This is a genomic window from Buchnera aphidicola (Cinara cuneomaculata), from assembly GCF_900698865.1.
GTDB lineage: Bacteria > Pseudomonadota > Gammaproteobacteria > Enterobacterales > Enterobacteriaceae > Buchnera_F > Buchnera_F aphidicola_AA.
Genome location: NZ_LR217695.1, coordinates 241,725 through 265,421 on the forward strand (window position 1 = coordinate 241,725; position 23,697 = coordinate 265,421).

22 protein-coding genes, 3 tRNA genes and 1 pseudogene are annotated in these 23,697 nt (G+C 21.0%); 17 read left to right on the forward strand and 9 right to left on the reverse strand.

The genetic code is table 11. The annotated features are described in order from the left end of the window. Nucleotides 1-7: 7 nt before the first annotated feature. The 4 genes from trxB (at nucleotide 8) to APCICUMA2628_RS01040 (ending at nucleotide 3,925) form a co-directional block, all read left to right on the forward strand. Nucleotides 8-973 (forward strand): thioredoxin-disulfide reductase, encoded by a 966-nt coding sequence (trxB, locus tag APCICUMA2628_RS01025; RefSeq protein WP_154027422.1) that lies wholly within the window; start codon nucleotides 8-10, stop codon nucleotides 971-973. A 35-nt stretch (nucleotides 974-1,008) separates the two neighbouring features. Then, nucleotides 1,009-1,224 carry a translation initiation factor IF-1 gene (gene infA / locus APCICUMA2628_RS01030; RefSeq protein ID WP_075474709.1) on the forward strand — a complete coding sequence of 72 codons (216 nt, stop codon included), beginning with the start codon at nucleotides 1,009-1,011 and terminating at the stop codon, nucleotides 1,222-1,224. A 154-nt stretch (nucleotides 1,225-1,378) separates the two neighbouring features. After that, the gene (gene aspS, locus APCICUMA2628_RS01035; protein WP_154027424.1) at nucleotides 1,379-3,088 is read left to right on the forward strand and encodes an aspartate--tRNA ligase; all 1,710 of its coding nucleotides are present in this window, start codon (nucleotides 1,379-1,381) and stop codon (nucleotides 3,086-3,088) included. 111 nt (nucleotides 3,089-3,199) lie between these two features. Next, nucleotides 3,200-3,925, forward strand: coding sequence for a YebC/PmpR family DNA-binding transcriptional regulator (locus tag APCICUMA2628_RS01040; RefSeq protein ID WP_154027427.1), 726 nt, complete (start codon nucleotides 3,200-3,202; stop codon nucleotides 3,923-3,925). A 350-nt stretch (nucleotides 3,926-4,275) separates the two neighbouring features. Here APCICUMA2628_RS01040 and pyk read toward each other — a convergent pair whose 3' ends face one another. Next, a complete protein-coding gene (gene pyk / locus APCICUMA2628_RS01045) occupies nucleotides 4,276-5,718 on the reverse strand; it encodes a pyruvate kinase (RefSeq protein ID WP_154027429.1) in 1,443 nt (480 codons plus the stop codon). A gap of 416 nt (nucleotides 5,719-6,134) precedes the next feature. Between pyk and zwf the strand changes: the two genes are divergently transcribed. Together zwf and tsaB are read left to right on the forward strand one after the other, a co-directional pair. Beyond that, on the forward strand, nucleotides 6,135-7,601 hold the full coding sequence (zwf, locus tag APCICUMA2628_RS01050; protein ID WP_154027430.1) for a glucose-6-phosphate dehydrogenase: 1,467 nt from the start codon (nucleotides 6,135-6,137) through the stop codon (nucleotides 7,599-7,601). Nucleotides 7,602-8,020: 419 nt separating this feature from the next. Next, nucleotides 8,021-8,695 carry a tRNA (adenosine(37)-N6)-threonylcarbamoyltransferase complex dimerization subunit type 1 TsaB gene (gene tsaB, locus APCICUMA2628_RS01055; protein WP_172598575.1) on the forward strand — a complete coding sequence of 225 codons (675 nt, stop codon included), beginning with the start codon at nucleotides 8,021-8,023 and terminating at the stop codon, nucleotides 8,693-8,695. 29 nt (nucleotides 8,696-8,724) lie between these two features. Here the strand turns inward: tsaB and minE are convergent, their stop codons facing one another. From minE to minC, 3 genes are read right to left on the reverse strand one after another with little or no spacing between them, the layout of a single operon-like run. Next, complete coding sequence (gene minE, locus APCICUMA2628_RS01060) at nucleotides 8,725-8,973, reverse strand: cell division topological specificity factor MinE (RefSeq protein WP_154027434.1); 249 nt, start codon at nucleotides 8,971-8,973, stop codon at nucleotides 8,725-8,727. A 2-nt stretch (nucleotides 8,974-8,975) separates the two neighbouring features. Further along, nucleotides 8,976-9,788: a septum site-determining protein MinD gene (minD, locus tag APCICUMA2628_RS01065; protein WP_154027436.1), complete on the reverse strand. Its 813-nt coding sequence runs from the start codon at nucleotides 9,786-9,788 to the stop codon at nucleotides 8,976-8,978. A 33-nt stretch (nucleotides 9,789-9,821) separates the two neighbouring features. Beyond that, nucleotides 9,822-10,544, reverse strand: coding sequence for a septum site-determining protein MinC (minC, locus tag APCICUMA2628_RS01070; protein ID WP_154027438.1), 723 nt, complete (start codon nucleotides 10,542-10,544; stop codon nucleotides 9,822-9,824). Between the two features lie 248 nt (nucleotides 10,545-10,792). Here minC and rsmC point away from each other — a divergent pair, with 248 nt between their 5' ends. After that, the gene (gene rsmC / locus APCICUMA2628_RS01075) at nucleotides 10,793-11,824 is read left to right on the forward strand and encodes a 16S rRNA (guanine(1207)-N(2))-methyltransferase RsmC (protein ID WP_154027440.1); all 1,032 of its coding nucleotides are present in this window, start codon (nucleotides 10,793-10,795) and stop codon (nucleotides 11,822-11,824) included. Nucleotides 11,825-11,843: 19 nt separating this feature from the next. Here rsmC and APCICUMA2628_RS01080 read toward each other — a convergent pair. The 4 genes from APCICUMA2628_RS01080 to APCICUMA2628_RS01095 all read right to left on the reverse strand — a co-directional run bounded on the left by APCICUMA2628_RS01080 (nucleotide 11,844) and on the right by APCICUMA2628_RS01095 (nucleotide 13,271). Further along, nucleotides 11,844-11,928, reverse strand: a tRNA-Leu gene (locus APCICUMA2628_RS01080). A gap of 34 nt (nucleotides 11,929-11,962) precedes the next feature. Next, a tRNA-Cys gene (locus tag APCICUMA2628_RS01085) sits at nucleotides 11,963-12,033 on the reverse strand. Between the two features lie 29 nt (nucleotides 12,034-12,062). After that, nucleotides 12,063-12,147: transfer RNA gene (locus APCICUMA2628_RS01090), tRNA-Ser, on the reverse strand. Between the two features lie 83 nt (nucleotides 12,148-12,230). Then, nucleotides 12,231-13,271: an outer membrane beta-barrel protein gene (locus APCICUMA2628_RS01095; protein WP_154027442.1), complete on the reverse strand. Its 1,041-nt coding sequence runs from the start codon at nucleotides 13,269-13,271 to the stop codon at nucleotides 12,231-12,233. Nucleotides 13,272-14,367: 1,096 nt separating this feature from the next. Between APCICUMA2628_RS01095 and APCICUMA2628_RS01100 the strand changes: the two genes are divergently transcribed. The 10 genes and pseudogenes from APCICUMA2628_RS01100 (at nucleotide 14,368) to APCICUMA2628_RS01145 (ending at nucleotide 22,216) form a co-directional block, all read left to right on the forward strand. Next, the gene (locus tag APCICUMA2628_RS01100) at nucleotides 14,368-15,075 is read left to right on the forward strand and encodes a hypothetical protein (RefSeq protein ID WP_154027444.1); all 708 of its coding nucleotides are present in this window, start codon (nucleotides 14,368-14,370) and stop codon (nucleotides 15,073-15,075) included. A 1,107-nt stretch (nucleotides 15,076-16,182) separates the two neighbouring features. Then, nucleotides 16,183-16,458: pseudogene (locus APCICUMA2628_RS01110) on the forward strand (flagellar basal body P-ring protein FlgI); the annotation flags it as partial. A gap of 374 nt (nucleotides 16,459-16,832) precedes the next feature. After that, entirely contained in the window at nucleotides 16,833-17,078 is a 246-nt protein-coding gene (locus tag APCICUMA2628_RS02095) for a S4 domain-containing protein (protein ID WP_232036808.1), read from the forward strand. 59 nt (nucleotides 17,079-17,137) lie between these two features. After that, nucleotides 17,138-17,797 (forward strand): RluA family pseudouridine synthase, encoded by a 660-nt coding sequence (locus tag APCICUMA2628_RS01115; RefSeq protein WP_232036819.1) that lies wholly within the window; start codon nucleotides 17,138-17,140, stop codon nucleotides 17,795-17,797. A gap of 95 nt (nucleotides 17,798-17,892) precedes the next feature. Next, nucleotides 17,893-18,078, forward strand: coding sequence for a 50S ribosomal protein L32 (gene rpmF / locus APCICUMA2628_RS01120; RefSeq protein WP_154027448.1), 186 nt, complete (start codon nucleotides 17,893-17,895; stop codon nucleotides 18,076-18,078). 312 nt (nucleotides 18,079-18,390) lie between these two features. Continuing rightward, complete coding sequence (locus APCICUMA2628_RS01125) at nucleotides 18,391-19,359, forward strand: ACP S-malonyltransferase (protein ID WP_154027450.1); 969 nt, start codon at nucleotides 18,391-18,393, stop codon at nucleotides 19,357-19,359. Further along, on the forward strand, nucleotides 19,325-20,062 hold the full coding sequence (fabG, locus tag APCICUMA2628_RS01130; protein WP_154027452.1) for a 3-oxoacyl-ACP reductase FabG: 738 nt from the start codon (nucleotides 19,325-19,327) through the stop codon (nucleotides 20,060-20,062). Before APCICUMA2628_RS01125 ends, fabG begins: the two co-directional genes overlap by 35 nt. Before the next feature lie 78 nt (nucleotides 20,063-20,140). Continuing rightward, entirely contained in the window at nucleotides 20,141-20,383 is a 243-nt protein-coding gene (acpP, locus tag APCICUMA2628_RS01135; RefSeq protein WP_154027454.1) for an acyl carrier protein, read from the forward strand. A gap of 12 nt (nucleotides 20,384-20,395) precedes the next feature. Then, the gene (locus APCICUMA2628_RS01140; RefSeq protein WP_154027456.1) at nucleotides 20,396-21,376 is read left to right on the forward strand and encodes a DNA polymerase III subunit delta' C-terminal domain-containing protein; all 981 of its coding nucleotides are present in this window, start codon (nucleotides 20,396-20,398) and stop codon (nucleotides 21,374-21,376) included. A 36-nt stretch (nucleotides 21,377-21,412) separates the two neighbouring features. Then, complete coding sequence (locus APCICUMA2628_RS01145; RefSeq protein ID WP_154027458.1) at nucleotides 21,413-22,216, forward strand: TatD family hydrolase; 804 nt, start codon at nucleotides 21,413-21,415, stop codon at nucleotides 22,214-22,216. Nucleotides 22,217-22,226: 10 nt separating this feature from the next. Here the strand turns inward: APCICUMA2628_RS01145 and asnS are convergent, their stop codons facing one another. Continuing rightward, nucleotides 22,227-23,624, reverse strand: a complete 1,398-nt coding sequence (asnS, locus tag APCICUMA2628_RS01150) for an asparagine--tRNA ligase (protein ID WP_154027460.1) — start codon at nucleotides 23,622-23,624, stop codon at nucleotides 22,227-22,229. Nucleotides 23,625-23,697 lie beyond the last annotated feature (73 nt).

Here is a 23,697-nt window from a genome sequence, read left to right on the forward strand (position 1 = left end):
CAAGATTATGAATCAAATACATCAAAAACATACACAATTAATAATTATCGGATCAGGTCCAGCTGGATACACAGCAGCAATTTATGCTGCCCGTTCAAATATTAATACAATTTTATTAACCGGATTACAACCGGGAGGTCAGTTGGTTAAAACCAATGAAATAGAGAATTGGCCTGGTGATTATAATAATATTAGCGGTAGTACATTAATGGATCGTATGTTACATCATGTAAAACAATTTTCTATTGATATCATTCAAGACACTATTGAATCTGTAAATTTTAAAAATAATCCTTTTGAATTAAATGGACAAGAAAACTATTACTACAGTGACGCTGTAATTATAGCAACCGGATCTTATACGAAGCTATTAAACATTTCTTCTGAAAATTTATATATGGGAAAAGGAATATCAACATGCGCTATATGTGATGGATTTTTTTATAAAAATCAATTTATAGCTGTTGTAGGAGGAGGAAATTCAGCAATTGAAGAAACTATATATTTATCTAATATTGTAAAAAAGATATATTTAATTCATCGTCGTAATCAATTTCGAGCAGATAAAATATTGATTAATAGATTATATCAAACTATCGAAAAAAATAAAAATATCATTATTCATTTTGATTCTACCATTGAAGATATTATAGGTGATAAATTAAAAATACAAAAAATTAAAATTTATTCTAAAAAAAATGATAAAATTAGTTATTTGGATATATCTGGATTATTTATTGCGATAGGACATACTCCAAATTCTAAAATTTTTTCTAAATATATTGACATTCAAGATAATTATGTAAAAATTAGTTGTAATCATCAAACAATAAAAACACAAACTAATATACCCGGTATATTTGCTGCTGGAGATGTATCTGATCAAATTTATAAACAAGCTATTACTGCTGCAGCTAGCGGTTGTATGGCCGCTATTGATGCTGAAAAATATCTAAATAACTATTTAAAATAATATGTATATATTACATATATATAAGGAATTATAAAATGAAAGAAAAAAGTATTGAAATGCAAGGTATAGTGATAGATACATTACCGAACACTATGTTTAAAGTAGAGTTAGAAAATAAACATATTATTATAGCTCATATATCCGGTAAGATGAGAAAAAATTATATAAGAATTTTAACGGGAGATAAAGTTACATTGGAATTAACACCTTATGATCTCAGTAAAGGAAGGATTATTTTCAGAAGCAGATAACTCTATATAAATAGTATTTAATTACTATGCTGAAAATTTCATACTAGCATAATCAGATGTATAATTCTCAACATCATCTATATTTATAATTTTAAGTAAATTTTATAAATAATAAGTTAATAAATTTTTATAAATATAAAACATTAGGATTGTTATGCGCACAAAGTATTGCGGTAAAATAACATCAAAAGATGTAAATAAAATAATTACTATATGCGGCTGGATAAATAAAACGCGAATTTTAAAAAATATGATTTTTATTGATGTACGTGATAATACAGGGATCATACAAGTTGTTTTCAGTAAAAAATATATTGATGATTTTTCGGAAGTATTGACATTACGTAATGATTTTTGTATACAAGTTAATGGATTAGTTACTTTAAAAAAAAAACCAAATTTATTAAACTTTCCTGTATCAACTAATCTAATAGAAATTAGAGCATTTAAATTATTTATTTTTAATAAAACTCTACCTATACCATTAGATTATAATAAAAAAAATAAAGAAGATATACGATTTAAATTTCGTTATTTAGATTTACGTCGTGATGTTATGCTTAAAAATATACAAATAAGAAATAAAGTAAATATATTAATAAGAAAATTTTTTTCAAAAAACAAATTTATAGAAATTGAAACTCCTATTTTAACTAAATCAACTCCAGAAGGAGCATCCGATTATTTAGTAAATAGTCGATTATATCCCGGAAAATATTATGCTTTACCACAATCACCTCAGTTATTTAAACAATTACTAATGATATCTGGTATAGATCGATATTATCAAATTGCAAAATGTTTTCGAGATGAAGATTTACGATCAGATCGACAACCTGAATTTACTCAATTAGATATAGAAATGGCATTTATAAAACCATGTTATTTACGAAAATTAATAAATGATTTAATTAAAAAATTATGGTTATCTATTCAAAATAAAAAGTTAAAAGAAATAAAAAAAATTAGTTATTATAAAAGTTTATATTTATATGGTACCGATAAACCTGATTTAAGAAATCCTATTAAATTTATTGAATTAAATCATATATTTAAAGATAAATATACTAATTTTTTTCCATGGTTATCATTATATAAAACAAATAGAGTTATTGGAATTAATATTCCTAACGGAATAAAAAATATTTCAGATAAACAAATCACTGTCTATAAAAAATTCTTGAAAAAATTTTATATACATAAATTAATATGTATAAAAATTATTAATATAGAAAAAGATTTAACAGATCATAATCAAAATTTTAATAAAGATATTTTATATAAAATATTTTCTAATATTAAAATACATGATGGTGATATCTTGTTTATAATAGCAGAAGAAGTCAGTATAGCAAATACTGCATTGAGTGCATTACGAATAAAAATAGGATTAGAATTAAAATTAACTGATTTAAAAAATATATATCCTATTTGGATTATAGATTTTCCTCTATTTAAAATAGATAAAAATAATAATTTAAAATCCATGCATCATCCCTTTACAGCACCTAAAAATAGCAGTATACAGAAAAATTCTATAAATATAGATCCGTTAGAAGTTTTATCTAGTGCATTTGATTTAGTTATTAATGGTTATGAAATAGGAGGCGGTTCACAACGTATTCATAATTATAAAATACAAACCGAGATTTTTGATATTTTAAAAATTAGTAAAAAACAACAAAAAGAAAAATTTGATTTTTTTATTAATGCTTTAAAATACGGCGCTCCTCCTCATGCTGGTTTAGCTTTAGGTTTAGACCGATTAACTATGTTATTAACAAATAGTAATACCATTACCGATGTAATAGCTTTTCCTAAAACTACTTCAGCAACTTGTTTAATGACTGGAGCACCTTGCTAGTAATAACAAAAATATTAAAATATATAGACTATAATAAATTTTATTTATTTTTATGAATAAATTTATTATAGATTTTAAAAAAAAATTATTTAAATTAATTAATGAGGAAATATGTCTGGACATAGCAAGTGGGCAAATACAAAACACAGAAAAAATGCTCAAGATATAAAACGTAGTAAAATATTCACTAAAATAATAAAAAAAATAACAACATCTAGCGCAAAATACGGATCAGATATCAATAAAAATTTTAAATTAAGAAATATTTTAGAGAAAGCTCATGCATATAACTTAAAAAAAAAATTGATTAACAATGCTATACAACGTAGTTCAAGATTAAATAAGAAAGATAATTTTAAAACTATGAAATACGCAGGATATGGTCCAGCAGGAACAGCTTTAATTATTCACTGTCAAACTAATAATAGTAATAGAACCGTATCCAGTATTAGAAATATATTCTCTCGTTTTAATGCACGATTAATTAACTATGATAATATCAAATATTTATTCAATTTTTTTTATATATTAACAATTAACATGACTTTACATAATAAAAATTCGTTATTAAATATAATTAATAAGAATAATTTATTTTATAATAAAAAAATAAATAAAAATTCTTTAAATATAACTGTTCAGATGAAAAATTTTGTAAAAATCAAACAATATTTATCAGCTCATTCAATTACTATCGATAATAGTAATACACTGATTACTCCTAAAATTATACAAAATTTAGACGATAAAAATAGTATTTTATTAAAAAATATGATTAATTTATTAAAAAAAATAAATGAAATTATATATATAATTCATAACGGAAAAGTATGTTAAAAAAAAATGATGTAAATAAATTATTTAAATATTAAATTAATTTAATGTAAAAATTACATATTAAATAAATAATTATGTTATATACAATATAATTATTTGTTTTAATAATTTAAAAATATATATTAATTGTCTGAACTGACTATATATGATAAATAATTCATTTTAATATATATAAATATATGTTAATTAAATATTATGTTTATAATTATAAACTTACAAAATATCATATATAAATCATTAATAATTATGTGATTAATAAAATATTTATATATATAAATATATATCAATGTTATCATATTTAGTCAATACAGAATTTTATTCTTTTTTTAAAAAAACTATGTTATGAAATTTTATTTAATATTTATAATTTTACACATATTAGCAGTTTCTTGTTCTTTTTCTTGATTTGATTTTATTAAAACAATATTAGTATTTTTAATTAATAACTGTTTATCTTTTAGTAACTGTATACTGTTATTTACAACATTATCTTGAATAAAATTATTATCTAAAAAGATCGGAACTACACCTCTATACAAAGAAGATAACCGTAATTGCTTAATACAATTAGATACATAAAAAATCGGCAATCCAGATGTAATTCTTGAAGTTAACAAAGCAATTTCAGGTGTTGTTAACACAATAATAATTGCAGAAACGTTATTTAAATGATTTGCTATATACATGGCTGACATAGAAATTGCTTCAGCAATACTATTAAATTTTTTGTGTAACCGATGTTTAGAAATATTTGCAGACGGGACTTTTTCAGCACCTAAACAAATCTTTGACATAGTTTGTACGGTTATTACGGGAAAATTACCTGATGCTGTTTCTGCTGACAACATAACTGCATCCGTACCATCCAAAACAGAATTAGCAACATCCATAACTTCTGCTCGTGTAGGAAACGGATTTATAATCATAGATTCCATCATTTGTGTTGCTGTAATAACTACACGATTTAATTGTCTTGTTATTTTAATTAATTTTTTTTGTATTCCAATTAATTGATGATCACCAATTTCAACTCCTAGATCACCTCTTGCGATCATAATAGCATCAGATTCTAATACAAGATCTTTTATTATTTCATCAGATAAAATAGCTTCTGCTCGTTCAATTTTAGCAATAATTTTTGCTACGCTACCAGCTTGCTGTATTAATAGACGTGCTTTCTGTAAATCTTGTCGAGATCTTGGAAAAGATACTGCTAAATAATCTACATCTAATAATGCGGCTAATTTAATATCTTGTTTATCTTTCTCCGTTAAAGCAGATGCAGATAAACCTCCTCCAAGTTTATTTAAACCTTTATTATCAGATAAATATCCGCCTATAATTACTTTTGTATAAATTTTTGTATTATTTTTTTTAATAACTTTTAATTGTATTTTTCCGTCATCTAATAATAGAATATCATCACATGATACTTCGTTAGGAAGATTAGTATAATTAATTCCTACGGCATTAATATCGCCTTGATATTTATCAAGATTTAAATCTAAAACAAAATAATCATCGTTGTTCAAAAAAATTTTATTTGTTTTAAAACTAGAAATACGTATTTTAGGTCCTTGTAAATCACCAATAAGAGCTACAAAACAATTTAATTCTTTTTCTATCAATCTAATTTTTTTTACTCTATTAATATGGTCTTCTGCAGTACCATGTGAAAAATTCAATCTTAATACATTAACTCCAGATCGGATCATATCTTTTAAAACATTTTTATTATCAGTTGCAGGTCCTAATGTAGAAACAATTTTTGTCCTTCTAATAGAAGTGATCATTTAGTACGTCCTTAAATATATAAATAATATACAAAAAAATTTTATTTAAAAATCATTATTTTTATTAAAATACAAATAAATATATTGCTATAAAATCAATAATTTTTATTTATTATAAAAATATGTCACGCTATATAACAGGTTTATTGATTAATAAACAAAAATTATTAATTTTTAATATTAAAATATTAATATACTTTATTATATATCTTGTTTTATAACATATATTATATATAATATAATTTTTAATTAAAATATTAATTAATTTATTATCAACAATAATAATATCTATTTAAGTTTTAAATTATTTTATTTTTATTAATAATAATATTAATAAAAATTTATATAATATATTCATATATTATGTTATTAATAAGAATATTAAAAATATCATTAATATAATATTAAGGTTTGTTATGACATTAAAAATAAAAAACTATAATTTATTTATCTTTGGAACTAAAAGTGATTTAGCTCAAAGGAAAATATTTCCAGCTTTGTATCAATTAGAAAAAAAAAATAAACTCAAACATAATATGCAAATTATCGGGATTAGTCGATCAAATTGTAGTACAAAAGAATATATAAATATCATTTTTAATGCTTTAAAAAAATTCTTAAATGAAACCATAAATTTATCTATATGGAAAATATTAAAAAAACGTTTTGTTTTTTGTAAAATAGACATCAATAATATTCAAAATTTTAAAAAATTAGTTATTTATATTAAAGAAAAATATAATATTCTCATTTATTATTGTGCTGTATCATCAGATATGTTTGTAAACATCTGTAAAGGTCTAGCGTCTATCAAATGTAATAAAAAAAATTCTAAAATTATTTTAGAAAAACCAATCGGAAAATCTTTCAGTACATTTTATAAAATAAATCAATCTATTAAAAATTATTTTTCTGAAAAACAAATCTTTCGTATTGATCATTATTTAGGCAAAGAAGCGATATTAAATCTTATTTCATTAAAATTTGCTAATCCATTATTTTATAATATTTTAAATAACAATTATATAGATCATGTACAAATAACATTAGCAGAAAGCATCGGAATAGAAAATAGATGGGATTATTTTAATAAAACTGGACAAATTATAGATATGGTGCAAAATCATATTCTACAAATTATTTCTATTTTTACAATGGATATACCTAAATCATTACATAAAAAACATATTCATGAGGAAAAAATAAAAATTTTAAAATCTTTACGTAATATTAATAATCATAATATACATAAATACGTATCTTTTGGACAATATTCTTCAGGTATAATTAATACAAAATCCGTCAAAAGTTATGTACATGAAAATAAAGCAGAAAAAAATAGTACTACTGAAACATTTGTTTCTATAAAATTATATATAGATACCAAATTGTGGCGTAATGTACCCTTTTATATCCGTACCGGAAAAAGATTACCTAAAAAATGTTCAAAAATTGTTATTTTTTTAAAAAATATAAAAAATATATTTGTTAATAATATAGATTTAAATACCGACTTCAATCGTATTACTATTGATTTACAATCAACACCTAAAACTACTATAAAATTATATAATAAAATACCCACATTAAATTCAAGTTTTGAATTAAAACCTTGTAAATTATCTTTTGATAATAAAAAATATTTTCCGTATAATTATATACCTCAAGAATATGAACGATTATTAAGCGAAATAATACAAAATAATCAATTTTTATTTCTTAATTACAAAGAAATTGTGTATTCTTGGAAATGGATTGATCCAATAATACAAGCATTTAAAAAAAATCCATTATTATTACAATACTATTCTGCTGGTACTTGGGGACCTAAATCATCCTGCGATTTGATCAAACAAGATAATAGACGTTGGGATAATAATTAATTTATTAATAAATATAATAAAAATAATTTTTTATGTATAATAAATGATTTCATACAAATAAAATCCACAAACATAAATTCACTTATATAAAATATATCTTTAAATTTTTTTATACAAAAAAAAGTATAATATATACACCGTACATGATAAAATCCTGATATATTAATTAGTATTCAATACTTAACATAATCATGCACCACCATAATAGTATTAGTAAATAAATTTATTCATTTTAATTAAAAAAGAATTATGATCTAAAATTCATTTATATATTTTTAAAATAATTATTTATAGATAAAAAAATCTATATATCATGTAGACGATATCAAATATTTTTTATGAAAATTATTAAATGTAAAAATAATTTATTTTATAAAAAGTTAATTTTAATAAAATATAAAAAGAAGCACATATTAAATATGAACTTTAATTATACAATGTTAGCATTAGATACAACATTATATTCCTGTTCCGTATCTTTGTTATATAAAGGAACAATATATAGTTTATTTGAACTGTGTTCAAATACTCATGAAAAAAAAATATTAGATATGATCACAAAAATATTAAATCAAGTCAATATTAATTTATGTAATCTTGATTACATTACATGCACAATAGGACCTGGAAGTTTTACTGGAATCAGAATATCTATAGGAATTTCGCAAACAATATCTATTCTTTATAGAATTCCTGTTATAGGTTTTTCTACCTTACAAATTTTATCGGAACAAAGTTGGAAAATTAATAGAATAAAACGTGTTTTAATTATTATTCAAATTTCTAAAAAACAGATTTTTTGGGCTAAATATTTAAAAAATAAAATAGGTCTATGGGTTGGTGGATATACTGAAAAATTATTTAATAATATAAATATCGTTAAAAAAAAAATAATGAAATGTTCAGGTATTTGGTCAACTATCGGATGTAATATAAACATAAAAAATTTTAAAAAATCTATTAAATTATGTCATACACATATCACTACCCCGCATTCTAAATATATTATATTATATGCAATACAATATTTGAAATATCACAAGTATTCTGATATAACACAAATATATCCTAGATATTTACATAAAATACATTAAAAATACAATAATTCGTTATTTAATACAATTTATTCTATAGGAATATTAATTTTTATAGTACAAATATTATTATTATTTTGACATACATCAAAAAATATTTTATTCGGATGAACTTTAGAATACTTCGTAATTACTAATGATAAATCATTTTTCAATTGCGAGAAATAATACGGTTCATATCTATTTCTTTTATTTTTTTCAATTAATATTTTTAATCTTTCTTTAGCTAAATGAGCTGTATATTTTTTTTTTGATAAAAATAAATCTATTAATATCATTATTATCTCCTAAACAACCATTGTAAAAAACTTTTTTTTTCTTCTAAAAAAAATCGTAATGGAATATTAATTCCTAATAAACGTTGTACTGTATCAAAATATGCTTGACCGGCAATAGATTTAGTATCTAATATCACAGCTAATCCTTGATTAGAAGATTTTAATACAGCACTATCTTCTGGTACAATACCAATTAAAGGAATTTGCAATATATCTGTTACATCTTCCGTACTTAACATATCACCTTGTTTTACTTTATTAGAATTATATCTATTTAAAAGTAAATATTCTTTTATAGGAGTATCACTATGTTCGGATCTTTGTGATTTAGATGATATTATTCCTAATATTCGATCAGCATCTCGAATAGATGAAATTTCTGGATTAGTAACTACTATAACTTCATCCGAAAAATAAAACGCAAGAATAGCACCATTTTCTATTCCGGCTGGTGAATCGCATATAATGAAATCGAAATTCATTTTTAATAACATCTCTAAAACTTGTTCTACTCCGGATTTTGTTAAAGAATCTTTATCTCTTGTTTGCGACGCCGGTAACAAAAATAAATTTTTTGTACGTTTATCTCGTATTAAAGCCTGATTTAAAGTAGCTTCTTTATTAATTACATTAATAAAATCATATACTACTCGACGTTCACAACCCAGTATTAAATCTAAATTTCTTAATCCAATATCAAAATCAATGACTACAGTTTTTTTACCTTGTAGAGCTAAACCGGTAGCAATAGAAGCGCTAGAAGTGGTTTTACCAACACCCCCTTTACCCGATGTAATAGTTATAATACGAGACATATAATCAACACCCTTATTTTATGTATAAAATATTTATTTTAAATCTTTAATAAATAAAGTATTATTTACTAAACTAATTTCAACACTTTGACCTAAGAATTTTATTGGTATTTGTTCAATAGTTAAATATTTTCCTGCAATAGCAATTAATTCTGCAAATAAAGATGTACAAAAAATTCTTTTAGTCATATCTCCATGTACCCCGGCTAATACTCGACCTCGCATAATACCATATATATGAACGTTACCGCCAGAAATTAATTCTGCTCCTGAACTAACATTGTTAGTAATTATTAAATCATGATTAGGTGAATAAATTTTTTGACCGGAACGTATTATATAATCAATTATATCGCTTTTATAAGATAAAAGATTTGATAATGATAAATCTATAGATTTTTTTTTGTATGCATTATAAGTATTATTTTGATACATTCGCGACATTACAATCGTTGATTCAGATAAAATAGGTATACCTGTTTTGAAAATTATTTTTTTTAAATTTTTATCCTTACAACCAATAATACCAAATAAAAATAAACCAATAGACAAGATAAAATCTTGTACACGAATCCAATCAAATGAATAGAATAAAGATTCTATATTTAGAATAATCGGTATATTTTTAAAGAAAGAAGGAGATTCTTGTACTTTTTGATATAAAAATTTTTTAAAATAATTGAATTTTATTTTATTCAGATAAATTACTAAAATAGTAAAATTTTTTTTTTTAAAAGTTACGCGTTGATTTTCCATAGTTTTAAACTCAATATACTAATATTATTAGTATATAATACTTTTTAGAATTAAATAAATATTTATATACTAAAATATATAATTTAATAACAGTAATATGCTATTAATTTATAATTTTATAAAATATAAATTAATAATTATTAAATTAATAAATTTGTTTTCTTTAATAAAAATAAACATTTGAATATTTTTTAAAAATTCATTTAAAACAATTGCTACAATTTTTGTAATTATAATAATATAAAATTATGAATAGTAAAAATACTAAATATTTAAAAAAATCTAAAGAATATAAGTTATTAAAAAAAAATTTTCAAATATTTAATAATAAAACTACAATTTTATCAGGACTAATTCCACAAGATTTATATTATCCTAATTTATTTAAACGATCTGTTATATATACTAATGACTATCATTTATATAAAAAAAAATCTAATGAAAAAAAAAAAAATATAATTTTTAATTATTCTGATAATTCAAAAAAACTTTTTAAATATCAACAGTTAATTTATTTTTGGATGAAAAATAAGAAAGAAGCTAAACTACAGATAATCTATTTATTAACATGTATATCTAATAATTGTATTATATATGTAATAGGAAAAAAAAAAAGTGGTATTAATAGTATTAATAAAATATTTATTAAATACATACAATTTAATAAAATAGATTATGCTAGAAATTGTTGTTTATATCACGGGTATATATTAAAAACACCTAAATTTATTTTAAAAAAATTTATCAAAAAATATATCTGGAATAACATTATTATCTATAGTTTACCCGGAATATTTGGATATAAAAAAATAGATCTAGGTAGTAAGTTGCTTATATCTACATTTAATAAAAATATTACGGGACAAATATTAGATATAGGATCAGGAACAGGGATTATAGGTATTGCTATAGCAAAAAAAAATCCATTAATATATTTAACATTAATTGATATTAATAACGTAGCCATTTGGTGTAGTAAAAAAAATTTAGTAAAAAATAATATTCAAGGAAAAGTTTTATTAAGTAATATTTATTCTAAAATAGAAAAAAAATACAATTTAATTGTATCTAATCCGCCATTTCATCAAAATTTAAAAATTAACTTAAATGTGATAACGAAAATAATAAAAAATGCAAAAAAATATTTAAAAAAAAAAGGTGAATTACGTATCGTAACAAACTCTTTTATATCATGTGATTATATTTTTAATAAATATAATATAAAATATAATATACTTTTAAAAACTAATAAATATAAAATATTTCAAATAATCAAGTAAAAAATATTAAATATATCTATACCCGGAGCGGGACTTGAACCCGCAAAGCCATAAAAGCCGAGGGATTTTAAGTCCCTTGTGTCTACCGATTTCACCATCCGGGCAATAAATTATTTTTATATATATACTAACTTTAAAAGGCGCGTCCCGGAATTGAACCGGGTTACACGGATTTGCAATCCATTACATCACCATTCTGTCAACGCGCCATAAAATTTTTTATATATATATTATATGATGGAGGAAGAGGGATTCGAACTCTCGGATAATTTCTCATCGACGGTTTTCAAGACCGCTGCCTTAAACCACTCAGCCATTCCTCCAAATATAGAGACATTATACTAAGAACTAAAAAAAAAGTAAAGTAATTCAAAAACGTTTTTAAAACCATATATATTTAATTAAATTAACATGTATTTTTTTTTAAAACTTTATTAATTAATAATTTTTGATTATTTAAAATATTGCACAATCTGTGTGTTTTATTAGAAATACAATCGAATCCTTGAATAACAACATTTTTTCTTATAAATCCGTGTTTTATAAAATATTTAGAAACTTCTAAAGATCGTTTAAGAGATAGTTTCATCATATTATTTTTTATATTTTTAATATTTGTACAACTAGTAATAATTAAAAAAAATTTATCTTTTCCTGTTAATAAAATTCGATTATTAAATCTATTTAATTTACGATATATACACGAAGATAATTTAGGATTATTTAAATAACAAGAAATATTATTTTTTATATCTTTAATATTTTTTTTATTTTGTAGAAATAATTTTCTATTAATGTTATGAGCATTGATACTATCAGACTTCACATAAGGATATAATTTCCATGATAGTCCTACATTAATGTTGTTTAATATACTCAATAAACTCTTAAAATCTACTTGATTTAATTTTTTGTTAAGATGAAGATGTACATCACATTGCAAATATTGATTTAATACATACTCCATACCAACAGATAAAATCGGATAAAATTTTTTATATTTTTGTAACACAAAAATATCTTTTAATTGTTTATTATTTATTGTTGCTTTTAATTGTGCACCTAATTTTGTATAAAAATTAATATTTTTTTTAATCGGATAAATAATATTTGCAGCATATTCTATATTAGAGATATATGTATTTAATTTATTACTTCGTATATCTTCAATAAAATTTTCTAAAATATTAGCTTTTAATTCTACATTTAAATAAGGATTAAATTGATATTTAGAAAAAATACCCGGACGTAAAGTAATAATGCTTTGTGTAATACTACGATAGTTATAATAATATAAATTTTTATATTTATGAAATATTTTCATCGGATGCAAAGCATTGAATTGAACTCCAAAATTGAATTTTTTTATATCAGATGAACCCTTTGCATGTGCAGTTGATAAAAAACTAGTCATAACCAAAATGAATAAAATAGTAATTTTTTTCATATATATTCCGTTCTTTGATGTTTAATAATCGTAATAATTTATTTTTTATATGCAATGTTGCATTAAATATAATTGAATATTACTATAATTACATTATATATAAAATTAATAAAATATACATATAAAAATAATTCTATACAAACGACTTAAATATCATCTACACTGAATTTTTCATTTTAAAAATAAATTCAAAAATCATGTTATAAATTTTTAATTTAAATACATTTAATCAACTCAAAAACTAATAAAGTTAATATTTTTAAAATATTTGTTTAATCTAAAAAAGAGATATAGTTGTTTTTAAAGTTTTAAAAACAATATTTAATATGTAATAATTGATATTATTAGAATTAATATTATTGATATAATTAATATATAACTTAATAAATAAAAAACTATAAATCTATTATTTAATAATTAATTAATTTTAAAAATATCTTGAATTATATTAATAATGATAAATATCAATTATATTTATCTGTTTATTAGTTCTAGTTATTAATTTTAATTTTTTAATTAAACTAAAATTAATAACATTTATACTGTATATACTTATTTAAGTATTTTAAACATAAATCCGTACAACTTTATATTTACTATTTTATATGGTAAATATAAATAGTATTATTACATTATTAAATATAAATGAATATTTTTATATTTTTTATATAAAAAATATAATTATATTATATCATATAAATAATATAAATTGATTTGTTTAAAACATATTATTATATTATAATATAATTATTATAATATAATAATATGTTTTATTTAAAAATTTTGTTAAAATAATAAATATATATTATGATATAATATATTTTTAAATAAATATAAAATATTTAGATATTAAAAATAAATAATAAATTTATTAATAAAGTTATTATTTATATGTTATAATTATAAATTAATTTATATTAAATTTAAATTAAATTAATTGTATATAAATAATATTATTATTAATTTGATATATTTTTGTTTGTTTTATAAAATAAATTAATCTAGTATCAAGATACTATTTAATAGATTACTTTATATTTAAAATTTATATATAAAATGAAATAAATAAAATAATATATTTAAAACGGAGCTATACATGAAAACTAGAATACTTTCAACTACTCTTTTAAAAGATAAAAACGTAATAAGTAAAAATACAATACATAATAAAAAAATTGATCAAATAGATATAGATCTTGATAAAAAATACGCATATAACATTAAAATTACTTCTGATGCTAGAAAAATAATAAACAAACAAGATATTGAATCTGATGAAATCCATATTCAACCTTCTAACACTGATGAATCTTCTACTAACATAGAAGACACAGAAATTGGTTGGTTTTCCGTATTAGATGATCAAGGTTATGAAAGATTCATACGTGATGGACACGTTACTATAAATGAGAATAGAGAAGTAGCTATGGATAATTATACTGCATTAAGTAATAACGATCGACCAATTATTGTACCTAAAAATGAAAAAATACTTATAAAAGCTGGTGGAGTTATTGTTATTAAAGAAGATTTTCATCAAAAAGGTAGTGAACCAGTATTTTTAGGTCAATTAAAATCTACATCCTTAAATGATGGCGATGTTATAGCACGTGATGGTAGTAAAATGTATGATTTAAATGCATCAGGGTTAGAAAAATATAAAAAAAATGATTTAAAGCTTAAATCTAAAGGTCTATCAGACGATATGATCATTCAAAATTATAAAAAATCAACTATTAAATTAATAGATACGTTAAATGTAATTCGATTGATTGAATCAAATATGACTAATAAAAACAGATAGAGATTAACATACAATATTAAAATATATGTATGTATCTTACATAAGAGTAATAAATATACATATTTAAAATATGTCATGGAAACTGGATATTTACCAGTTTCTGTGAATAAAAAAATATCATTTATTAATATAAATTATTTATATATATGAATTGAAAATATAAATTTTTTATTTATATAACGATATAAAAACATTTAATAATAATTAATTCATGTTAAAATAAATGATTATAATATAAGTTCAAGGTATCAATTTTGATAATAAATTTATTTTTCTTAATACTCAAAATATTTTATACGCTGTATTAATGATATCCAATATACATATGCCATTAATGTCTTATTTACACAAAACTCACCAATCTAATATTTTTAAATTAATTCAGATAAAATCTATTAAAATAAAAAAATAATTAATTTTTATCCATCATGGTATACTAATTATCAAAATTACCATATTGGAAATAATATAATAATATTATTTAATGAGAAAAATAATTTTCTTGCTACGATAAAAATTAAAAAAAATAATTCAATATTTTTAAATAAATTTTATTTATAAATTTTTATATAAAAAAAATATAAAATAATAATATTATTACAAAAATAATATTTATTTAAATATAAAAAATATTATATGTATAATCTTATACATACTAGTATATCAGTACGAGTGATCTCGATTTTAAATAATAAATATTTAAACATATTTTAAAAAAAAATATTTATTAATGATAATTTTGAAAAAAAATAGAATTTTACGGAACAATAAATCCACAAAAAATAAATTTAAATAATTCTATTAATTCTAATCAAATATCTAATTTTATAATTAAGTATATTTATACTAATTACGAAGAAAAAAAATTTTTGTTTTAAAAAATATTTATTTATTTTTTTTAAGAACAATAAATCTATTATTATACATAACAAACAGAATTGATATATTCAATAATTTTAATTGCATGAAAAAATTATTAGTATTAAAATATATAATAATTGTATATATTTTTATGAATTACACATCGATTGCATACGCAAAAAATTCATAATATACTGAAAATTTCAGACATTAATAATACTTATGTAATAGGATGGATTAGTTGTCGGTGTAAACGGAGCTGGAGATTCTACATCACAAATTCCTTTTACATATCAATCATTAAATAATATGTTAAATAAATTCGAAATTAATGCTCGGTATAATCCAAAAATACAAACTAAAAACACAGCTTCTGTATTAGTAATAGCAACCATTTCGCGATTAAATTATATTGGACAAAAAATTAATATCATAATATCTTCTATTGGAAATGCTAAAAATTTAAATGATGGTATCTTATTAATGACACCTTTACAAGATATTCATAAAAAACTTATGTAATTGCTCAAGGTATTATACTATTAATACAACATGATAATTCATCCTCTTTTAAAAATATTTCTACTAATCAATATTCTTCTAATCGAAAAAAAATGATTAATGGTACAATAATAAAGAAATTTGTATCAGATAAAAATAATATAAATGACAATGGTTCCATAATACTTTAATTGATAGATGATGGCTGGAATTTATCAAAAAATATTTGTAATTTAATTACTGCACGTTATTTCAATATAGCTTCAATTATTAATTTTAATACTATACAAATAAATATCCCGACAAATATAATTTTACAAAAAAATATACATAAAGAAAAGAATATAATATAATATTAAATAAAATCCATGTCATTTACTAATAAAGATTAATATATGAATATTACAGGCTCCATTAATAAATCTATTGTAATTACACCAAATTCATCTAAACAAAGAATCGATAATTTTTTATTCAAATCTTTGAAAAAGATACCAAAAAGTATGATATATCGTAGTTTAAGAACCGGAAGAATAAAAATCAATCAAAAAAAAGTACGTCCATACTATAAACTTAAAGTGAATGACTGCATTACATTACATGCAATTTCTATAGAAATAAAAAAAAAAAAATTTTTTTAAAAAAATCGGTAATTAATTTATTTTTAAAAAATATTTTATTTGAAGATAAATATTTAATTATTTTTAATAAACCACACGGATTCGCAGTACACGGGGGCAGCGGAATCAATTATGGGGTTATAGAAATATTTAGAAATATCCGTCAAGAATTAATATATCTAGAATTAGTTCATCGCATCGATAAAGAAACATCAGGTATATTAATACTCGCTAAAAAACGTTCTATTTTACGAAAAATGCATGAAAATTTACGAAATAAAAAGATACATAAAGAATATTTAGCATTATTACATGGACATTGGTTAAAAAAAAATACTATTATTAATCTTCCGTTACTTAAAAAAAAAGGTATAAATCAAAAAAAAAAAGTATGTGTTCATGCACAAGGTAAGCCTGCTATTACAAAATTTAAAGTAAATCAATATTTTTATAATACAACCTTAATATCTATTATCCCAGTAACAGGTAGAACACACCAAATTCGAGTACATACATCACAATTCGGACACCCCGTTGTTTTTGATAAAAAATATGGAAATTATAAAATAGAAAAAAAAAATATTAGTAAAAAAAATACTAGATTACTCTTACATGCTTATAAAATTTTTTTTTTACATCCCAAAAATAATAAAAAAATTTTTATAATTGCACCGTTAGACGAGCAATTTAAAAAATTATTAAAAATTTTTTCAAAAAAAAATAATTTTTATAATTTTTAAATTTATATACAAATCATATAATCAAAATAATCAAATTTATTAATAAATATTTTTATAAAAAATAAAATTATTTTTAATTATTTTAAGGAAAAAAAATGGCAGTACAAAAAAGTAAACCTAGTCGAGCTACAAGAGGCATGAGACGATCTCATGATCATATTTTTGAAAAAAAAATTTCTATCGATAATACGTCTAAAGAAATACATATTCGACATCATGTAACAAAAAAGGGTTATTACAAAGGAAAAAAAACTTTTCTATTCTATAAAAAATCTGAATAATGATATCTAAAACAAAGAATTTTTATAAAAGAGATTATTTTTAAATTATTTATATAAATTTGTTTATATAAAACATATTATCAATTTAAAATTGATATATATAAATTTATACATATAAAATATATTGAATTTTTAAAATATCTATTTTATATATTGAAATAGTAAGAGAAATTACTATATATATAAATATAAGCGTCGTTATATTTTTTAAAAATAAAAGTAACGAAGTTTATATAAAAATATATTCTATATACTATATCTATTTAGATATAGTATATAGAATATATTCTCAAAAAACGGTACTTTTAATTTATGCATAAAATTTCATTTATTTTTCCAGGATATGGATTTTATAATATAAAATTCCTAAAATCATTTTTTAAAAAACATACAATTATTAAAAACACATTTAATGAAGCTTCAGACTTATTACATAAAAATATATATAATAATTTTTTAAAAAACAATAATAACTCTATTTATATAAATAAAAATATATATTTACTAACCTTTATTTCATCTATTGCAATATACAGATTATTAAATCAAGAAATATCTATTAAACCTACAGTACTAGCAGGACATAGTTTAGGTCAATATTCTGCACTCGTATGCAATGATAATATGTCATTTAGAGAAGCATTAAAAATTATTACTATACGAAATAAAATTATGTTATTAGCAGTTAAAAATATACAAGTACTAACATTAGTAGTTATTGGATTGAATTACGTATTAGTTAAGCAAATTTGCTCCTTAACTTTTCTTATAGACCAAGTATTCATATCTATCATTAATTCACATAAACAAGTAGTTATTACGGGAAATTATTCAGCTGTCTATACTGCTGGTAAAATATTTAAAAAACAATTTCGTGCAAAAATAATTCGATTGCCTACTTCAATTACGTCACATTGCATATTATTAAAAAAATATAAAAAAATATTTTCTAATTATTTAAATAAAATAACAATTTCGACAGGAAAATATCCAATTATTAGCAACCATAACGCAGCTATTATGTACACTATTCAAGATATATATTTAGCTTCAATAAAACAAATATATAAAAAGGTTCAGTGGGAAAAAAGTATAAAAAAAATTATTTCTATGGGAATAGATGTTTTTATCGAAATAGGGCCAGGACAAATATTAACAAATTTAAATAAAAAATATTTTAATGTCGCATCGTATGCTACTAGTAGTAATCAGAAATTATCATTAGTTATGGATATACTCAAAAATCATGAAAAAAAAAATTGCTTTAGTAACAGGAGCTAATAAAGGTATCGGAAAAAAAATTTCTATAGAATTAATGAATTCAGGAATATATGTAATCGGTACAGCTACCACAGAAGTAGGTATTAATAATATTAAAAAAAAATTAAAAAATCAAGGAACTAGTATTTTAATAAATTTTATAGATATATCTATAACAAAAAAAACAATTAAAAAATTAATTAATAAATATAAAACTATTGATATATTTGTACATAACGCGGGTATTATAAACGATAATTTATTAATAACTATGCCGGACATAAAATGGAATCATGTTATTGACGTTAATTTATCTTCAATATTCTATATCACAAAAATTATTATCCCGGCTATGATTAAACAAAAATACGGACGTATTATCGTTATTAGTTCAATTATAAGTTGTATTGGACAAAAAGGACAAACAAATTATGCTGCATCAAAATCAGGATTAATTGGATTTTCTAAATCTTTAGCATTAGAAGTAGCATCCAGAGGAATTACTGTTAATTTAGTATCTCCGGGGTATATATTGACAGATATGACAAGAAAAATATTATCTTCTAAAAAAAAAGAAATTTTAAATAAAATTCCGATGGAACGATTTGGAACACCTCAAGATGTTGCAAATGTAGTTTCTTTTTTATCATCAAAACAATCATCTTATATAACTGGTCAAAATATTCATGTTAATGGAGGGATGTATGTTGATCTTGCTACATAAAATTATTAATATATAAAAAAAAATAAACTATATAATCACAATTATTTTCATTTTTTTAATAAAAATAGAGATATTTACATGAAAAATATTATTAATCGCATAAAAAAAATTGTCGAGCGCCAATTTAAAGAAAAAAAAAAAAATATTTCATTAAATACTGAGTTTAAAAAAGATCTGCGAGCAGATTCATTAGATTTTATAGAATTAATTATGCTATTAGAAGAAGAATTACAAATTGAATTGTTTGATATGGAACCAAATAAAATAAAATCTTTACAAGATCTTATTACATATATTATAACACAAATAAAAAAAAAATAATAAAATATATATATGAATAAATATCCCTGGATAATAAATCAATATCACGATTTAATTAATAAATACAGTAATAGTACATTACATCCAATAATTTTAATACAATCATCACTTGGTATTGGAACTTCACAATTAATTTTAAATATATCTAAATGGATCCTATGTTTTCATAAAAAAAAATATTCTAACTGCAATAATTGTCAGTCATGTTTACTATTTAATTATAAAAATCATCCTGATTTTTATAACATAAGTAATGTTATTAACAATAAATATATTGGAATTAATTTAGTTCGCAATGTTATTAATAACATATATAAAACATCACAACAAGGAGGAGCAAAAATAATATATTTTTCAAATATTAATATTTTTACTGCTGAATCAAATAATGCTTTATTAAAAACCTTAGAAGAACCTCCAAAAAATACTATATTTTTTTTACGTACTACAAACATAACGCAAATTATTAATACAATTAAGAGTAGATCTACTATATACTACATTAGTAATCCTAAAGAAAAAGTTTCTGTAAACTGGTTAAAAACTTTTAATAAAAATTATTCTTATATACATTTAATAACAGCACTACGGATAAATAACTATTCTCCTATATTAGCTCATAAATTTTTAAATAATAATGAATTTGATAAACGAAATATATTTATGAATGCAATTCAAAAATATATTACCTACAAAGAAAATGTATTATTAACTATAATTTTTAAATATGATTCATCAATAATCACTAAATATATTAGTTACTTACTGTTAGATATAATAAAATATCGAATATGCAGAAAATATAAAATAAAAAATTTAGATCAAGTGCAATTAATTAAAAAAATCGCGTGTATCAATACGAATCAGACTTTAATAAATAGTTTAATATCCTGGATTCAGTATGTACAAATATTGTCTAGTTCATATACTATTGATAAAAAATTAATATTTATTGAACAAATTTTATCTTGGATAAAGATACTACGTATTTAATTAATAATATATATTATTATAAGGAATTTAAAAAAAATGTTTTTAATTGATACTCATTGCCATATTAATAAATTAAATAATAATCATCAAATTTTAGACTTAAAATATTTTTTAAAAAAAGCATATAAAAAAAATATAAAACTTTTTTTATCCATAGCTACTTCTATTGAAGATTTTAATCATTTATATAAATACACGAATCAATATAAAAATATATTATTATCATGCGGATTGCATCCTAATTATGAACATCATGATAATGACTTAAAAATTATGAAATCACTAATAAAAAATGATAGGGTTATCGCAATTGGAGAAACCGGATTAGATTTCTATAGAACTATACAAAAAAAAACCACACAAATAAAATTATTTAAATATCATATATACTTATCTAATAAAACAAAAAAACCTATTATTATTCATAATAGACATGCTGATAACGAAATACTCAATATATTAAATTTTAATAAAAATAAAATATGTTCAGGAATAATACATTCTTTTACAGGAAATATAAATTTAGCAAGAAAGTTCTTGGATATTGGATTTTATATATCATTTTCAGGAATCATTACTTTTAAAAATTCAGATTACTTAAGATCAATATTAAAATTTATCCCATTAAACAGATTATGCATAGAAACTGATTCGCCGTATTTATCTCCTGAACCACATCGAGGTATAAATAATCAACCATCTTTTTTATACTATATCGCAAAAACAATTCAAAAAATATTAAAAATAGATTTTTCAATGTTTACTAACATTTTAAATAAAAATTTTTTTAAATTATTTAAAATTAATACAAATATATATAACCATTTATCATTGTTATGATAATAATTATTTAAAAATCTGCACGCCCTACTGTTCTCGGAAATGGAATAACTTCTCTAATATTTTTAATACCCGTAATAAATAATATAAGTCGTTCTAGCCCTAAACCAAAACCAGCATGAGGCACTGTTCCATATCTTCTTAAATCTTTATACCAATCATAATCTTTTTTATTTAATCCCATTTCAGATATTCGAGAATCTAAATATTGAATTCTATCTTCTCGTGCGGATCCACCGATAATTTCACCAATCTGCGGAACAAGTATATCAAATGCAGCAACTGTTTTGTTATCATCATTTACTTTCATGTAAAAAGCTTTTAACATTTTAGGATAATTTATTATTATAATCGGCGCTTTAAAATAAACATGTACTAAATATTTTTCTTGATTGGAAGATAAATCTTTTCCCCACACAATATCATCAGTAAAAATATGTTTATTTTTTAATAAAATATTAATAACATCAGTATAATTTATAATTATAAAATTAGTATGTATAAAATTATTAAGACGATTGATAATATTCTTGTCAATAGTTTTCTGCAAAAAAAGTAATTCTGAAATACAATTATTTAATACATCCATAATAGAATTTTTTAATAATTTTTCTGCAAATAAAAATATTTCATTAATGTTAGAAAAAGATTTTTCTACTTCTAACATCCAAAATTCTGTTAAATGTTTTTTTGTATTAGAATTTTCTGCACGAAAAGTAGGACCAAAAGAATATACTTTTGATAACGCACATGCGTACGCTTCTAATGTTAATTGACCAGAAACTGTTAAAAATACTTTTTTTTTAAAAAAATCTGTATTGTTATTAAGGTTATTTTTAATAATACTACGATTATTGATATCTAACATAGATACTTTAAACATAGATCCAGCTCCCTCTGCATCAATACTAGTGATGATAGGAGTTGATACCCACAAATATCCATAACTATTAAGAAACTGATTTAATGACTGAAATACCGTACTTCTAATTCTTGAAATAACTCCAATTAAGCTAGTACGTGGACGTAAATGACAAAAGTTTCTAATATGCTCTATAGTGTGTTTTTTAGCTGAAATAGGATATAATTCAGGATGATCTATCCAGCCAAGTATACGAACATATTTAGCTTGTATTTCATATACTTGTAAATATCCTTTAGATAGAATCAAATTACCTGTTATTTTTACAGAACAACCAATTGTTAATTTTATAATTTCAGTATAATAATTAGATAACAATTTTGACGCTACTATTTGTATAGTCTGTGTAGACGAACCATCATAGACTGTTAAAAAGGATATTCCTATCTTAGATAACCTATTATTACGTATCCAACCATAAATAGTAACCACTTTATGTAAATAATTATTTTGTGTATAAATATCAACTATAGATGTTTTTTTCATAATTATTCCTTATTGAACATCAATAATATATATGTTTATTATTCATATATATGAATGTAATGCTATTTAATTA

Bases quoted from the DNA above. Each gene is read 5' to 3' on its own strand.
- trxB (WP_154027422.1), top strand. From the start codon at position 8: ATGAATCAAATACATCAAAAACATACACAATTAATAATTATCGGATCA.
- infA (WP_075474709.1), top strand. From the start codon at position 1,009: ATGAAAGAAAAAAGTATTGAAATGCAAGGTATAGTGATAGATACATTA.
- aspS (WP_154027424.1), top strand. From the start codon at position 1,379: ATGCGCACAAAGTATTGCGGTAAAATAACATCAAAAGATGTAAATAAA.
- APCICUMA2628_RS01040 (WP_154027427.1), top strand. From the start codon at position 3,200: ATGTCTGGACATAGCAAGTGGGCAAATACAAAACACAGAAAAAATGCT.
- pyk (WP_154027429.1), bottom strand. From the start codon at position 5,718: ATGATCACTTCTATTAGAAGGACAAAAATTGTTTCTACATTAGGACCT.
- zwf (WP_154027430.1), top strand. From the start codon at position 6,135: ATGACATTAAAAATAAAAAACTATAATTTATTTATCTTTGGAACTAAA.
- tsaB (WP_172598575.1), top strand. From the start codon at position 8,021: ATGAACTTTAATTATACAATGTTAGCATTAGATACAACATTATATTCC.
- minE (WP_154027434.1), bottom strand. From the start codon at position 8,973: ATGATATTAATAGATTTATTTTTATCAAAAAAAAAATATACAGCTCAT.
- minD (WP_154027436.1), bottom strand. From the start codon at position 9,788: ATGTCTCGTATTATAACTATTACATCGGGTAAAGGGGGTGTTGGTAAA.
- minC (WP_154027438.1), bottom strand. From the start codon at position 10,544: ATGGAAAATCAACGCGTAACTTTTAAAAAAAAAAATTTTACTATTTTA.
- rsmC (WP_154027440.1), top strand. From the start codon at position 10,793: ATGAATAGTAAAAATACTAAATATTTAAAAAAATCTAAAGAATATAAG.
- APCICUMA2628_RS01095 (WP_154027442.1), bottom strand. From the start codon at position 13,271: ATGAAAAAAATTACTATTTTATTCATTTTGGTTATGACTAGTTTTTTA.
- APCICUMA2628_RS01100 (WP_154027444.1), top strand. From the start codon at position 14,368: ATGAAAACTAGAATACTTTCAACTACTCTTTTAAAAGATAAAAACGTA.
- APCICUMA2628_RS02095 (WP_232036808.1), top strand. From the start codon at position 16,833: ATGAATATTACAGGCTCCATTAATAAATCTATTGTAATTACACCAAAT.
- rpmF (WP_154027448.1), top strand. From the start codon at position 17,893: ATGGCAGTACAAAAAAGTAAACCTAGTCGAGCTACAAGAGGCATGAGA.
- APCICUMA2628_RS01125 (WP_154027450.1), top strand. From the start codon at position 18,391: ATGCATAAAATTTCATTTATTTTTCCAGGATATGGATTTTATAATATA.
- fabG (WP_154027452.1), top strand. From the start codon at position 19,325: ATGAAAAAAAAAATTGCTTTAGTAACAGGAGCTAATAAAGGTATCGGA.
- acpP (WP_154027454.1), top strand. From the start codon at position 20,141: ATGAAAAATATTATTAATCGCATAAAAAAAATTGTCGAGCGCCAATTT.
- APCICUMA2628_RS01140 (WP_154027456.1), top strand. From the start codon at position 20,396: ATGAATAAATATCCCTGGATAATAAATCAATATCACGATTTAATTAAT.
- APCICUMA2628_RS01145 (WP_154027458.1), top strand. From the start codon at position 21,413: ATGTTTTTAATTGATACTCATTGCCATATTAATAAATTAAATAATAAT.
- asnS (WP_154027460.1), bottom strand. From the start codon at position 23,624: ATGAAAAAAACATCTATAGTTGATATTTATACACAAAATAATTATTTA.